The sequence below is a fragment of the Treponema vincentii genome (assembly GCF_010365865.1).
Taxonomy (GTDB): Bacteria; Spirochaetota; Spirochaetia; order Treponematales; family Treponemataceae; genus Treponema.
The window spans coordinates 2,795,389-2,810,589 of sequence record NZ_CP048020.1; the positions used below are offsets into that span (position 1 = coordinate 2,795,389).

Sequence of the window (15,201 nt, forward strand, 5' to 3'; positions counted from 1 at the left end):
CTCGAATATCATCTTCCCGGCAACCATATGAATAATTCACTGTATCCTAGTTGTCAGAACTGCCTTTATTTTGTCTACTGAAATTATTGATCATATCCGACTGTTTTTGCAAATTCCGTAAAGCCCCATCCATATTCCCATATTTTTGCCGTAACTCCAGCTCTTTTTTTTCAAGCGCCTTGTCGTACCGTGCAATTTTATCCTTACTCGTTTTAATTTGAGCTGCCAGTCCATTTGTCCGGGTAGAAAAAATTCCACCCCGCTGAACGTATGGATCTATCTGTTTAAACACCTGAAACGCAACGCCATCATCAATTAGCACATCATTATCGGTATCATATCCGAAAAGGTAACGGACATCTTCCATCGAATCTTTTAAGGCTTCATCAAGTTTCTTTTCATCGATTTCCAAATATCCGCGAAGCCGCGCTTCGTTCAGGCCTGAGCTTGCGTCAGACTTTGTCGATATGCCGATCTGAGATAACGTCCTTATCGGGGTATCGGCGTTCTTTCGATAGACATTTGCAACAATCTGGCGTAGATTATTCTTTAAAGAAGACAGCGTCGTATCTCCGAAAAGAGCACCGAGGTTTTCTTTCGCCGTTTTGCGTTCGTCATCAGTAAAATATTCGATCTCGTCGATAACGTTCTGCTGATTACTCGTTACGATATTGATTTCCGCCAAAAGCCGATTGTACTTTGCAACAAATTCAATGATGGCGTTCTTTGCTGCTTCCGTGTCGGGTTTAATACTGATACTTTCTTTTTTATCCGTTTTATCCTCAAGCTTTAATGTTACGCCCGGAATAAGATCGTCAATCTTATTTGTACTCCGTTTTACAGGAATACCTTCAAACGTAAGCACTGCTTCTTGCGCCTGTGAAACAGGATTAACCGGTATGTATTCACCGGTCGCTTTAGGGTCATATACTTTGATCTGAGCTATCGATACGGTCTTATCGGTGTTGTTATTGTGCACGGCGATGCCGGTAATATCGCCGTATTCGCTCAGGGGGATACTGAAGGTTTGAAGTTCGGTCGTATCAGCCAATGCAGGTAACGGAATAAGCGTTCCACGCGGTGAAACTAAAGACAGCACACCGTAGTCTTCCACAGGTGCAGTAGGTTTTGTATTAAGTCCGAGCGTTTCAGACGCAATACCTGAATCACTCGGCGCATTGGTTACAGTTACCCCCTTATACGACACGGAACCAACTTGCCCGTAAATAGCTTCTTCGCTTGAGAGAGGAGTAGCCCCGGATGCGGAAAGCGGAGCGGCCGCCTCAGCGTCGCTTTGCAAAGATACAGTGTATTCCAACACATAGTGTTGCGAACTGCGTACCGGGTTTGAAAACGCAATACGTTCCGTTGTTTGGGCGGGGATTACCGCCTCCGTTTTTTCGGCGTCAACGGCAGGACGGTCATTTTTTTTTATCAGCCCGGTTTCAAGCGCAAAGGATAGTGCGTCATCGGAAAATTCCAGTTTATTAGCTTCCCCTGTCAGCTGTGATTCAAAAAGTAGCGAAATGGCACTGGGCGAAGTCTTTATTTCCGAAATCCTGATAATATCTTTCCCTTTTTTATTAACAGCATCGATAAAACTCCGGTATTTTCCACCTTGCCAATTTAGTGAAAATTTTTTTTCACCGACGGTAAAGGTGTATACACCTTTTGGAACTTGAAAGTCTTTCGATACCTCTTGTGATAAAAAAGAATCCGCTTGTGCAATTTGATTGATGGATATTTTAAAAGTTTGTTCGCGGGCATCTCGCGATGCGGTTGCCGTTATTGCCCGTTCATTAGAAGAAGTAACAGTCTTTTCTATAAAAGGATTATTAAATGAATAGAGCTCCCGCGTTTTTTCACGAATTTCGGTAGAAAACTGGTTTATCTTTCGCCAAATAGCATTTTGCTGTTCGTATTTTTTTAAATCTTCAGCAGCTGAATCGCGCGGGGCACGCTCTTTTTTCATCAGCGTTTCAATGAGATTATCATATTTACCGGCTCCTATGCCGGGAATATTCATATCGGACACTTCAACCCCTTTACCGTTAAGCCGGATAAACCCTTTCCATTACATTTTCGGCTGTAATAGCTATAATCTTTACGAAGTCAAATTAGTTACGTGATCTGCAAAATAAATTTACGGATTCCAACCGTTTGAAGATTTTTAGATAAAAAAAAGGAAGAAGAAGGGCGCGGCTTCTTCTTCCTTTTAAATCATGGGAAAAAGAGATAACATCCAGAAATCTCTTTTACTCAAACCTTCACTGTTGATTTAGGTTTGCGTATTCTCTCCCAATTCTCCTGAGCGCTATTGAAGGAGGCGGATAACCGATTGGGGTTGTGTGTTCGCCTGTGCAAGCATTGCCGTACCTGACTGCATCAAGATCTGATTCTTGGTGTACTCAACGATCTGCTTTGCCATATCAGCATCGCGGATACGTGATTCAGCAGCCTGCAGGTTTTCAGCAGCAATTGCAACACCATTGTATGCAAGTTCAAAACGGTTCTGGTATGCACCGAGGTCTGCTCTCTGCTTGTTAATCTGCTTCAATGCATTGTCGATAGTACCGATTGCCATATTAGCACCTTCTACAGAGGAGATGGTGATCATATCGCCTTCGCCGCCCTGCATACCGCCGGTAAGACCGAGAGCCAAAGCTGTCATCGTACCAACAAAGAGCTTTTCAGACTGATCCATGTTTGCACCGACATGCAACTGCAACTGATTGTCAGCAGCCTCTCTCGCGAAGCGTCCGGTAAGCAGGTTCATACCATTAAACTGAGCATGGCTTGCAATGCGGTCTACTTCATCCACAAGTTGAGAAACTTCAACCTGAATTTGCATGCGGTCTTCTGCGGAGTAAATACCGTTAGCAGCCTGAACTGCTAACTCGCGTAAGCGCTGCATGATATCGGTGGTTTCAGCTAAATACCCTTCTGTTGCTTGGATAAAGGAAACACCGTTCTGTATGTTCTGGCCTGCTTGATTTAAACCGCGGATCTGGCTTCTCATTTTTTCGGAAACTGCAAGACCGGAAGCATCATCACCTGCGCGGTTAATGCGCATACCGCTGGAAAGCTTTTCTATGTCTTTTACGATTCTGGTTTCGACGATGCCTGTGTTGCGCTGTGAATACATAGCGCTCATGTTGTGGTTAATAATCATATAACCCTCCTTGAAGTCTACATCCGGCATCCATGCCGGGAATGGTCACTGTATAAAAACGTCACGGAAATTGGTTGCGCCTTTCCTCTCTGTTTTTTACACAGTATTATTGGCTTTCGATGTACCAACCGAAGACCAATAATACTGCTATACAGGGCTTCTTAAGGGTGTTTTTCAAAGATCATGTTAACGGGACACCGGAAGTATCCCGCCGGTTCTCGTTATTACGTTAGCTAGTATACTCCCTTGTCGAAAAAAAGACAAGAGAGTTACAGCCAAAATTAACGCAATAATGAGAGTACAAGCTGGGTATTGGAATTCGCCTGCGCCAACATTGCCGTACCGGACTGGTTGAGTATTTGATTTCTCGTATACTCGACCATCTGCTTTGCCATATCGGCATCGCGGATGCGTGATTCGGATGCTTGCAAATTCTCTGCAGCAATGTCTATTCCGACAACGGCCATTTCCAGTCTGTTCTGGTATGCGCCGAGGTCTGCCCGCTGCTTGTTGATTTTCTTTAACGCCTCATCGATTGTACCGATGCTGTGGTTCGCATCCTCCGCAGTTTCGATAGTCATCGTACGGTTATCGCTCAAATCGCGTACGCCGAGGGCATGCGCAGTCATGGTACCGATGTACACGCGGATACGCTGATCCATGTTAGCCCCGATATGGAACCACATCGAGCCTGTTACGGCATTTTCTCCGCCCTCACGCGCAAAGCGTCCGGTCAGCATATTCATGCCGTTAAATTGAGCGGAACTCGCAATGCGATCGACTTCGGCAACAAGCTGAGAAACTTCGACCTGAATTTGCATACGGTCTTCCGCAGAATAGATACCGTTTGATGCCTGTACCGCGAGTTCGCGGATACGCTGCATAATGTCGGTCGTTTCCTGTAGATACGCTTCGGCAACTTGAATAAAGCTGATTCCGTTCGATGCGTTTGCCGAAGCTTGGTTTAAACCTCGGATTTGAGCGCGCATTTTTTCGGAAACCGCGAGTCCGGAAGCATCATCGCCTGCGCGATTGATGCGCATACCGCTGGACAGCTTTTCGATGTCCTTACCGATACGTACATCGGTAACACCCAATGTACGCTGTGCAAACATTGCACTCATGTTGTGGTTGATAACCATAGCATTTCCTCCATGAAATGTGGTGTTGAAAAGCATCCGTGCTTTTCAGGAAAAATAGAGAATCTCTAAAAACCTTACCCGGTTTTTAGGGATTCCGAATAGAATATCTCCATATCTTTTATCGGCGGTATAAGCTGAAAACTTTAGTCTTTGTACAAATTTTTTTTAATTTAGTGAAATCAACAACCCCGACGCAGAGCGTTCGTGGGACAACCGCCATCCGTGGCAGAAAAGATACGTTGATCATTTATTCCAGCGTAGCGACAAGGCAAAGGCATCGCATATTTTCAAAAGTCCTTGTTTATCACCCTATTAGCATATATACTACTATCAAATATATTAAAGAAACGAAGCTTCTGTAGTTTTCTGCACGAGGCTTTAATGTTGGGAGGTTTTATGATTCACAAACGTTTTATGCATCTATCAATTGCATTATTGTTCAGTCTTTCCGTGCTGATGTCATGCGCTACTACGGGCGGCGCACGTGCGCAAGAACCGGTCTATGAGCCGCTGCAAGGAACCGTTTCGTCGGTTGACAAGTACGGCAATCTTACAACGGACATTACCGAAGCTGCATTAAAAGAAAAAGGCTACGAGCTCGGCGATGTATTGCTCGCAAAACTTGGTGACAAGACCGTAACGGCTCCCTTTGTTGCAACTTACAGCGACGTTAACAGAGGAGATTACCTGATTAGGATTTCACATGGATTCACTGCTATCGCAATGAGCTACGATAACTGCAGCGGCAAAACCGGCGCAGTCGAGGGAACTCCGGTAACGCTGGCACTTTCCCAAAAAGGTGCATATTTACAGGAATATGAGATGCGCCACTTGGTTAAATCCGAGAAACGTGAAGATTATGCTTCCGACGCAATATTCGCAAACTTCCGTGCCGTTCAAGCGGGTTCCATTGCAGCCAATCGGCTGTACAGAGGATGCAATCCGGTACTCGGCGATGCCCGCGCTCCGTATGCCGCTAAGCTCGTCGAAGAGGCAAAAATCGTAACCGTTATCAATCTTGCAGACAGTGCCGAAAGTATGGCGCCCCATCTTGCTGCAGCGCCTTACTATGAGCGGTTGGTAAAAAACGGACAGGTTATCACTCTTAATATGGGAATTGACTTTAGCGACCCTGCATTTATCGCGAAGCTAAAGGATGGACTGATCTTTATGGGACAGCACAAGGGGTCGTTCTATGTCCATTGCAATGAAGGAAAAGACCGCGCAGGTATGGTTGCCGCTGTTCTGGAAGCCTTGATGGGCGCCACAGTGCAGCAGGTCGCCGACGACTATATGCTGTCATACATGAATTACTTTAACGTCAAGAAAACCGATGCGCGGTATCCGGTTATTGCGAAGATTATCACCGATATGTTCGTAAAGATGAACGGCGGCAAAGCTGTTACCGATGCTAATTTAAAAGCCGTTGCGGAAACCTATCTGACTAAGACCGTTGGGCTGACTGCCCAGCAAATCAGCGCACTCAAACAAAAACTACAATAATGAATTAAAGAATAAGGAATTCCTATGGATACCGGCGATTTAAATACCAATGAACACATTCACCCAGCAGAAGGACACGATATGCCGCCCGCTCCGGACATCGATATGGAAACAAGTCCGGACGCTACGGTAAGCGGTACTGTCGAAATACCGCCTGATACGCAGACCATTGAAAACGCTGATATGGCAGAGCGGCAGACGGCGGCACAGGACACCGATACGATACATGCCCCTCCGCATCCGCCCACGAAAAAAAAGCGGAAGAAAAGCGGATTTTTCAAAAAAGCCGGTATCTTCCTCCTTGTCCTTATTTTGATTATTCTCATTCCGCTTGCAGGGTTAATCGGATATTCATTGATAAACCGGACGAATCCTGCGCGGCATATTGCCGACGGATATTATGCTGCGGTTACTATTCGCTCTGCAAGCGATACGCTGCAAAAAGGACTGTACCTCAGCGCCGTCGATTCGCTTCTTTCTTCTCCCGAAACGGCAGCTTTACAGGGGAATCTCCGTGCATTGCGGTCTAACACAACGCTCCAATCCGACTGGTTTAAGCGGCTGTTGAACGTTCCTATTAATATCGCTGTTTATGAGGGCGATAATGCAGCGCTTGTTGCGGATATCGGCGTCCGTTCCGCTGCGGTTCAGCTGCTGCCTCTTATTACCGCCGTAAAACCGGAACTGCTTGACTCAGTGCCAAACCTTTCGAAAACTGAATTTAACATAAACGGCGATACGCAAAAAGGCTTTCTTTTTGAGCTAACTAAAGATCAGACACTATACGTCTGTCTTTATAAAAATCTTATTGTCGCCGCAACCTCGAAAGACTTGCTCTATTCCTGTTTAGCCGAAAACTCCGAAGCAAGCGGTAAACGACTGACTGCACTGCTGCGTGCCCCAAACCGCGGAGCAGTCAGCGTATATGCGGAACCGTCGTATTTTCTTTCCGGTATTGCTGCAAAGCGAGATATCGTCGGGAATATGGTACGCGAACTTGCATTCCCCGAACCCGCGGCACTCGACGTCAACTTTGATGAAAACACGGTTTCTTTTCATAGCATCATCAATTGGATTTCGGAACAAAGCGAAGTAAGTACGATACTGCAACGTCGCTCGACACTACCGGCTATTCTATCCCGCCTGCCGGAGGGAACAGCCTATTTAACACTACTCAATCTCGGCGATCCTCAATTCCTCTACGAAAATACCAAAGCTTTTTTTCCTCCGGAGCTTACAAAGACATTCAATTCAACGAATAAAAATAGTAAGTTCTTTTTTAACAAAGATTTGAACCAGCTTGTTTTTGAATGGGTGGGCAGTGAAATCGGCGTATTCGGTCATCGGGATTCTCAAACACCTGTTTTCTTCCTTTCATTAAAAGATGAGGCAAAGTGCCGCCATCTGCTGGAAGATCTGTTTAATACGATATTCATCGATCGCAGTACTGCTGCAGTGGTTGATGACAACCGTATCCCGCGTATTGTATTCCCCTCGTGGCTATTGGGACTGCTGCGTGCTTTCCACATCGACTTGCCGGAACCATTTTATATGATACAAGATGGTTATTTATATCTCTCTAATAGTGCAGAAGCACTCGGTATGTGCAAAAAGGAAACCGACACGGGTAAACTCTTGGTAAAAACCGATGAATGGAAGAAAATTGCAAAGGCCGTTTCCGCCGAAACGTCTTTTTTAGTATACTATTCTCTGGATCGGAGTATCCCGTTCTTCTTGGAACAAAATACACTGCTTAAAACCGCCTTTAAGAATTACGGTAAAGGCGTATTATCGCTCCGTTTTGCGGCCGGACGTCAAGTCCATTTGGATTTCTATACGCAAAAAACCGATGCGCGTAAATTGGAAGAAATTCCTTCCTTCCCGCGTTCTCTTTCACAGCGACCGGAAACCGATATTATCTGTGCAAAAACTGCGGACAATATTCCCTACGTCTTTTGGACAAACAGCTCAAATGTGCAGAGTATGAATCTTTTAAATGGCAGCGAATCAACACTTTCACTTGATGGAAAGGCGGGAATTGCCGCCGAAATAAAACACTCAAAGCTTCAATCACTGTGGGCGGTTTCGGCTCGCGGTTCTATCTATCGGACAAACGAAAACTTGGAACCCTTTGCAGGCTATCCCGTATTGACGGCAGAAAAACTCCTTCCTAACCCGGTTGCTTTTAACGGCGGCATAGCGGTACCGCTTTCTTCCGACTCGGCACTACTCCTTGCCGGTACAACCGATAATTGGTCTACTTCCGACACAATGAATGCAAAACTGCGGGCTGCCCCTGTTATATTTAAAGACGGTATTGCAGCGCTTCCGCGCTCGTTTGAAAGCAGTTTGTACCTGTTCAATAAAGAAGGAAAAATCGTTGAAGGGTATCCCATTGAACTTGAAGGGATCTTTGCTGCAGCGCCGGTATTCTTTGAAGAAACAAAAGGAAACTATGCCGCTGCTTTTGTAAGTGAAGACGGTCGGTTTTCTATCCGCAGTTTGTCGAAGGATTATGCGGAGACCGCTTCGTGTGATCTTAATACCGTGTGTAAGGCGGATTTGGCGTATTCTGCATCGTTGCGAGCGTTCTTTGTCGTTTCGCAAGACGGACATCTGTTTAAATTCAACACTGAAGGCGCGATAACGGACTCGTTACCGTTAAAGACAGGTACTGCGGATGATTACCGTATCACATTGCTTGATGTAACCGGTGACGGAAAAGATGAGATATTTATTTCGGGAGGAGGAAACGCTCTTTACGGATATACCTCCGGATTGGCTCCGCTGGACGGCTTTCCGCTCGCCGGTACGGGAACCCCATATTTACTCGACATTGATGGAGATTCGATTCCTGAACTGATTACGCATGGTATCGATTCAAAAGTCCATGCATATCGAGGCGCGGCACTCAGGTAAAGCCAATTTGCATATAACAAGGCATTCCTAAAATTCAGCGGGCAGCTCTAAAAACTCGGGTAGATTTTTAGAACTGTCCGTTTATTTTATAACTGGTTTCTTAAATCACTTGCCGGTTTATCTTTTTTTTTGTATTTTACTATCATATCTTTTTGAACGTTTACGAGTTTTTTGACACAGTGAGCGTTCTATCGTTAAAAACTACAGTACGTAGCATAATTTCAGTTATAATGATGAAGGAGTTCATAAGATGGCAAAACAACTGCTGTTTAATGAAGAAGCACGGAAAAAGCTGCTTTCCGGTGTTGAACAAATTTCAAGTGCGGTAAAAGTTACATTAGGCCCCAAAGGTCGCAATGTCTTACTCGATAAGAGTTTCGGCGCTCCGACCGTTACCAAAGACGGTGTTTCGGTTGCCCGTGAAGTTGAATTGGAAGATCCGTTTGAGAATATGGGGGCGCAGCTCTTAAAAGAAGTTGCCACAAAAACCAACGATGTTGCCGGTGACGGAACCACAACCGCGACTGTTTTGGCTTATTCTATGGTGCGCGAAGGCTTAAAGGCCGTTGCCGCCGGTATGACCCCGCTTGAATTAAAGCGCGGTATGGATAAGGCTGTCGCAATCGCCGTAGACGACATTCAGAAAAACGCAAAAGAGATTAAAGGTTCCGAGGAAGTAGCCCATGTTGCTTCCGTTTCCGCAAACAATGATCAGGAAATCGGTAAAATCCTTGCCGATGCGATTGCTCGCGTAGGAAAAGACGGCGTTATCGATGTCGGTGAAGCACAGACGATGGAAACCGTTACCGAATATGTTGAAGGTATGCAGTTTGACCGCGGTTATATTTCTTCCTATTTCGTAACCGACCGCGACCGCATGGAAACCGTGTACGACAATCCGTATATTTTAATCCACGACAAGACGATTTCTACGATGAAAGACCTGCTGCCTCTTTTGGAAAAAGTTGCACAGTCCGGCCGCCCGCTTTTGATTATCGCTGAAGATGTTGAAGGCGAAGCATTGGCAACCTTAGTTGTAAACAGCCTCCGCGGCGCCTTAAAGACCTGCGCGGTAAAGGCTCCCGGTTTCGGCGACCGCCGCAAGGAAATGCTCGAAGATATCGCTATTTTGACCGGCGGACAGGTTATCTCCGAAGAATTGGGCTTAAAGCTGGAGACAGCCGATATCAGCCAACTCGGTCAGGCGAAGAGCGTCAAAATCGATAAAGAGAACACCACCATTATCGACGGCGCAGGTGAGAAAAAGCACATCAACGATCGCGTTGCCCAGATTAAGAAGCAAATTGAAAATTCTTCTTCCGAATACGACACTGAAAAACTCAAGGAACGCCTTGCAAAACTCGCAGGCGGTGTTGCGGTTATTAAGATCGGCGCCGTTACCGAAGTCGAGATGAAGGAAAAGAAGCACCGCGTAGAGGATGCCTTGAATGCAACCCGTGCCGCTATCGAAGAAGGTATTGTACCGGGCGGCGGTCTTGCGTTGATTCAAGCTGCGGACGCACTCAACAAGGCTGATCTTTCCAAACTGACCGAAGATGAAAAGATCGGCTTTAAGATTGTAAAACGTGCACTTGAAGAGCCAATCCGCCAGATTGCGGAAAATGCCGGTGTCGACGGTGCTGTCGTTGCAGAAAAAGCAAAAGAGAAGCGCGGTATCGGCTTTGACGCTGCAAAAATGGAATGGGTAGATATGATGAAGGTCGGAATTATCGACCCTGCCAAGGTTACCCGCTCTGCATTGCAAAACGCAGCTTCCATTGCGAGCCTCCTGCTGACCACCGAGTGTGCTATCACTAACCTCCCTGAAAAGCACGCTCCGGCGGCTCCCGCTCCCGACATGGGCGGTATGGGCGGAATGTATTAATCAGCACCCCCGACGCAGCGTGTAGACGAAGAGCGTAGACGAACATCGTCGGGGGATTAAAATCTCCGCACACATCAATTCTGTGCATAACACAAAGGCTTACGCACTTTCGTACGTAAGCCTTTTTTTTTATTTCTATAAATTAAAATATCGGCCATCCGTAACCAATGTTACCGATCGGCATGACGCCTTACGATACAATGACTTCAGAGTATGGGATTAAAGTCGAGATTGTTGTAGACGGTCTGTAAAAAGCCGAAATTACAGAAGCTTACCTTTAATCCGTGTCATTCAGAATTTCACACAAGGAGTTATGTATGGATTCGATGTTTTGTTTTCAATGTCAGGAGACGTTTAAGAATACCGGCTGTATAAAAGTCGGTGTTTGCGGAAAGAATCCCGTTGTCGCAGGACTACAGGATTTCCTTATCTGGGCAACAAAGAAACTCTCCATTGTTACCACCTCTATGCGCGAGCATGGGATGAAGGTGACAAAAGAGGTGAACCACTGTGGGCTATCCCCAAGACTAGGAATTACAAAAAGCCCCAAAAACCCCAATTAAATCCATACACCATATAAACTTATCCAATCTACCACCCCGAAAAATTCCCCCGCAAAAAATAAGAAAAAATGCGAAAAAACGAGAAAAAATGAGAGTTTTTCGAGAGAACCCGCTAAAAACACAACATCCCTTCAAAAGCCTTAAAACCCATTAAAACACCATTCAAGTGGTAATATTTCCCCATTTTAACCCCATTTTATGCGCTCTAGTGGAAAAACAGCCCAAAAAAACATCAAAATTCACGGAAAGAGCCTTATCCCAAAAAACCTGTGATTCCGCCAAAGGTGGGACATTAAAATTCCTAATTTGCTAAAGGTGGGACATCAGTCTGTAAGTATATATTGTATTATAAGTTATACAATAGTTTTAGTATGAAAATAATTAAAGGTGAGACGCAATTATATGTCCTACCTTTTTGCGTAAAGGTGGGACATATAAAAGTAAAATTTATGCCCTATGAAGACTATCATCATTGGGATGAATCCAATATAAAACCCTGCCGAATATTGTCAGTCGTTCCGCTGTATTCATATCCTGCGTATCAAGTGTTTTCATCAACTCTGCTTTATCTAAGTCCGTATAACGAACTGAAAATATGTTAATTTTATTCATATCAAATTCAAGCCGTTTACAATATACCTCTCCGTCCAATGCAAAAACATACAGACCGTCTTTTACCCTTTGATCTAGCCCGCCGTCAAAAAGAACATAATCGCCGCTATGAATTCCGGCACCTATCATAGATGAACCTTCGACTTGAAGAGCAAAAAGCCGGTTGAGTTTTACTCGAGAGATATTAAAAATATCGATATAATCAATAATATTATTTTCGCTTTCCCAGTCTTGTCCCGGGCCGCAAGAAACTTTTTGACTTAACAGCGGAATTTTTGCTGTTTCAACTTTGGCAGGTAGTGTTGGAATTTTGTCCGTTAAATATTTTGGCTCAATGCCGAAACACAGCCAGTTAAGACTAATATTATATTCTGCTGCCACCGTTAAAAGAAGGTTTTTTGACGGCCCTTTTTTTCCATTTTCTATCTCTACAATTACAGTGCTAGCAATTGCCAAACTATCGGCAAACTCTTTTTTTGTGAGCCCTAAATTAACTCTAATCTCTGTAAACCTCTTACTTATATCTTCATACATAAAAAACCTCGTAAAATAATTACTTTTTTGCAAAACTTCGTGAAACACGATTGACAAAACTCGTAAAATACTTATTATATAACTATCGGTCGAAAAAAAGACCGATATAACCGAAAAAAAAGGAAATCCGATAGCAGCGGACTTCCTATAAAAGAAAGAGGCAAAACTGTGGCAAACAGAATTACCAAACGGATGGGCTGCTGGATACAGTACCAGCTCAAGCTCAACGGCTACACCCACGAGACGGTAGCAGCAAAAGCAAACCGATCCGTAGACATTGTATCACATTTTTTGAACGGCCGTAAGGGTTCCGCCCCTACGAAAAAAGCGCTCTGCGAAGTGCTTGGGTATGCCGATTTTAACGAGCTTCTGGCAGCAATGCCGGAAGATTGCAAAACTGAACCGCATAAAGGCGCGTAAAAAAAGCGAGGTACAATATGGAAATCAATATCTGCGTATATCACGACTACTACACAAAAGCTGAACAGCAAATACCCGAAATAGTTTCACTGCTGCGAACGCTGAATGAACGTGCTCCAAAAGGAGATCATTATAGCATTGGAGCCGCCCCCTTTTATTTTTCCACTCTCGAATACATTTTAACCCACGATGACTATGACTTCTGCATATTTTTCACGCTTAATCCTGACATCGTCGCCTTAATGCAGCAGGTTCCCTATATGTCGCACATCGTTGTCCTTGAAGACTTTTCTACGTGTCCGGCTCTTTTTGCCGGCTGGGAGCAGCTGCCGAGTCCGGAAGGCTCGCAGCAATGGCGCCCTGCTGCTTGGGAGCACAGGGAGACAACCGTGCTGGTAACAACACCGGAGCGGTTAGTTGAAGATGCATTCGCCTTTTTCAAACAGGAAGGCTTGTCTTTCAACCCCTAAAAGAGCGGGGCGTATGCGGTAAGCGAGGTAACGGTATGGTCAAAAGATGGATTTCGGCAGTAGAAATAGCAAATGTCTTAGGAATAGCAAAACGGAGCGTAAATAGGCGCGCTCGTAATGAGCAATGGCGGAACCGCTCTATTAAAGCAAACGGCGGTATGACCCAAGTATTTCAGCTTGAATTTCTCCCTGACGATGTCCAGCGGGCTTATGCAGCCAGCCTTTCAATGGATTTACAGGCGCTTAAAACAGCATTAAAACCCACGTCTGAGGCAGAAAAAAAGGTACTTATCATCTCGTATAACGGGCGTGGCGCGGTAACCAAAGCGATAAAACCGCTTGAAGCGTCAAGCGAAGCGGGCTTACGCATCGCAGCGATGCGCGTCAAACTTATCGAAGCCTATTCACAATCGGGGCTTTCGGCAAAAGCCTTTATTGCAGCCTACGAGTCCGGGGCGGTTGCTGCCGATCTCCGCGAGCGGCTCGGACGCTGGGGCAACATCCATACCCAGTCTAACTTTTATAAAAATTGGCTTGCCGTCTATCAGGAACACGGCATTGCAGGGCTTATCCCGCAATATGCCCGCAGGCGCGGCGGAGCGGGCGCAAGTTTTGACGAAAAAGCAAAAGAGATTATCAACTCGCTCTACCTTGATTTACGCAAACCGAGCGCAGCATCCGTCACCCGCGACTTAGCGCAGTTCGGCTACGATCTCAAATACGTTACCGTCAATCGGTACATCAAAGAAATTCCGAACTCGGTCAAGGTCTTTTATCGGGAAGGACAAAAAGCCTATCACGATAAATTCGATCCGTACATCGAGCGCGACTACACCCTGTTTAAGGCGATGGAATGGGGCTGCGGCGACCATCATATCTTCGATTTTGTCATCATGCACGAAGGGCGCATCTTCCGGCCGTGGGTTACGCTTTTTATGGATATGAGGAGCCGCACCATTACCGGCTGGTGGATTGATGTGGTGCCGAACACCTTGACGATTATGCGGGCATTTTCGCAAAGCGTTGAGCAGTATGGACTTTTTGAAAATATGCTCGTTGATAACGGCAAGGACTTTAGAAGCGAATGGTTTGCCGGAAGCGAGTGGAAACAGCGGAGGACACGGCCTGAAACAGAAACGCTTGAGCTCATTGAAGGCGTACTGCAGGACTGCAAAACGAACGTCCATTTTGCTACTCCCTATCGGGGGCAATCAAAGCCGGTTGAACGCTTTTTTAGAAGCGTTTGCGAGCTTTTTTCAAAGACGCAAGATTTTTATGTCGGCTCCAATACGGTTGACGCTCCGGAAGATAAAAAACTGTTCTGGGGACGCATCAACGGACGGGACAAGATAGAAGTAACCTACACATTAGAGCAATTACGGCGCGATTTTGCGCAGTTTGTAACGTGGTTCAATTCGAGCTGGCAGCATTCAGGGCAAGGGATGGACGGTAAAACACCGAATGCAGTGTTTGCCGAAACCTTTGACCACAAGCGCGAGCTGCCGGAAGAATACCGCAAATACCTCTTTACGGTACGGGAAAAGCGGGTTGTCCAGCGCAACGGCGTATCGATAGACGGTATCAGCTTCTACAATCCTGAAATGGTTCGTCTTATCGGCGAAAAGGTCGAAGTCAGGCGCGACATAAACGACATCGGTAAGGCTGCAATTTTCAGTCTGCCTGATTTAGTCTTTCAGTTCGAGGCGGAAAGCGACGTGTTCAAGGATCGCGGCATTACGGAAGAAAACCTGCGAGCGGTGCGCAAGGAGCAAAGACAAGCCCGTGAGCACTTGAAAGACTACCGCTGGGATAAGGACATCCGAAACGCGCGGAAAACACCGGCACAATTACTGGCAGAAAAGGTAGAAGAGCCGGAGCCGGTACCGAATGCACTTGAAAGCAAAAAAGTTGTCGGCGGGGAGCCGTTAGCGCCGAGGCGTAAGCGCACCTTGCGGCTTCCGATCGATCCTGATTAAAGCAG

The 15,201-nt window shown here is 45.7% G+C and carries 10 protein-coding genes and 1 pseudogene; 7 read left to right on the forward strand and 4 right to left on the reverse strand.

What is annotated here, in order from left to right:
- Positions 1-46: 46 nt before the first annotated feature.
- The 3 genes from fliD to GWP43_RS13255 all read right to left on the reverse strand — a co-directional run bounded on the left by fliD (position 47) and on the right by GWP43_RS13255 (position 4,314).
- Positions 47-2,026, reverse strand: a complete 1,980-nt coding sequence (gene fliD / locus GWP43_RS13245) for a flagellar filament capping protein FliD (RefSeq protein WP_162664540.1) — start codon at positions 2,024-2,026, stop codon at positions 47-49.
- 288 nt (positions 2,027-2,314) lie between these two features.
- Positions 2,315-3,172 carry a flagellin N-terminal helical domain-containing protein gene (locus GWP43_RS13250; RefSeq protein WP_162664541.1) on the reverse strand — a complete coding sequence of 286 codons (858 nt, stop codon included), beginning with the start codon at positions 3,170-3,172 and terminating at the stop codon, positions 2,315-2,317.
- Positions 3,173-3,453: 281 nt separating this feature from the next.
- Complete coding sequence (locus GWP43_RS13255; protein ID WP_162664542.1) at positions 3,454-4,314, reverse strand: flagellin N-terminal helical domain-containing protein; 861 nt, start codon at positions 4,312-4,314, stop codon at positions 3,454-3,456.
- A gap of 396 nt (positions 4,315-4,710) precedes the next feature.
- On the opposite strand from GWP43_RS13255, the gene GWP43_RS13260 reads away from it, so the two are divergent.
- From GWP43_RS13260 to GWP43_RS13275, 4 genes and pseudogenes are all read left to right on the forward strand, one after another.
- Positions 4,711-5,817, forward strand: coding sequence for a tyrosine-protein phosphatase (locus tag GWP43_RS13260; RefSeq protein WP_162664543.1), 1,107 nt, complete (start codon positions 4,711-4,713; stop codon positions 5,815-5,817).
- A 24-nt stretch (positions 5,818-5,841) separates the two neighbouring features.
- On the forward strand, positions 5,842-8,736 hold the full coding sequence (locus GWP43_RS13265; RefSeq protein ID WP_162664544.1) for a VCBS repeat-containing protein: 2,895 nt from the start codon (positions 5,842-5,844) through the stop codon (positions 8,734-8,736).
- Positions 8,737-8,986: 250 nt separating this feature from the next.
- Positions 8,987-10,621 (forward strand): chaperonin GroEL, encoded by a 1,635-nt coding sequence (gene groL / locus GWP43_RS13270; protein WP_162664545.1) that lies wholly within the window; start codon positions 8,987-8,989, stop codon positions 10,619-10,621.
- Positions 10,622-10,938: 317 nt separating this feature from the next.
- Positions 10,939-11,175, forward strand: a pseudogene (locus GWP43_RS13275) (hydroxylamine reductase); the annotation flags it as partial.
- A 456-nt stretch (positions 11,176-11,631) separates the two neighbouring features.
- Here GWP43_RS13275 and GWP43_RS13280 read toward each other — a convergent pair.
- A complete protein-coding gene (locus GWP43_RS13280) occupies positions 11,632-12,330 on the reverse strand; it encodes a helix-turn-helix domain-containing protein (protein ID WP_162664546.1) in 699 nt (232 codons plus the stop codon).
- Between the two features lie 168 nt (positions 12,331-12,498).
- On the opposite strand from GWP43_RS13280, the gene GWP43_RS13285 reads away from it, so the two are divergent.
- The 3 genes from GWP43_RS13285 to GWP43_RS13295 are packed head-to-tail and all read left to right on the forward strand — an operon-like array spanning position 12,499 to position 15,196.
- Positions 12,499-12,750: a hypothetical protein gene (locus GWP43_RS13285; protein WP_162664547.1), complete on the forward strand. Its 252-nt coding sequence runs from the start codon at positions 12,499-12,501 to the stop codon at positions 12,748-12,750.
- Between the two features lie 17 nt (positions 12,751-12,767).
- The gene (locus tag GWP43_RS13290) at positions 12,768-13,220 is read left to right on the forward strand and encodes a hypothetical protein (RefSeq protein ID WP_162664548.1); all 453 of its coding nucleotides are present in this window, start codon (positions 12,768-12,770) and stop codon (positions 13,218-13,220) included.
- A 35-nt stretch (positions 13,221-13,255) separates the two neighbouring features.
- On the forward strand, positions 13,256-15,196 hold the full coding sequence (locus tag GWP43_RS13295) for a transposase domain-containing protein (RefSeq protein WP_162664549.1): 1,941 nt from the start codon (positions 13,256-13,258) through the stop codon (positions 15,194-15,196).
- The last annotated feature ends 5 nt before the right edge of the window (positions 15,197-15,201 follow it).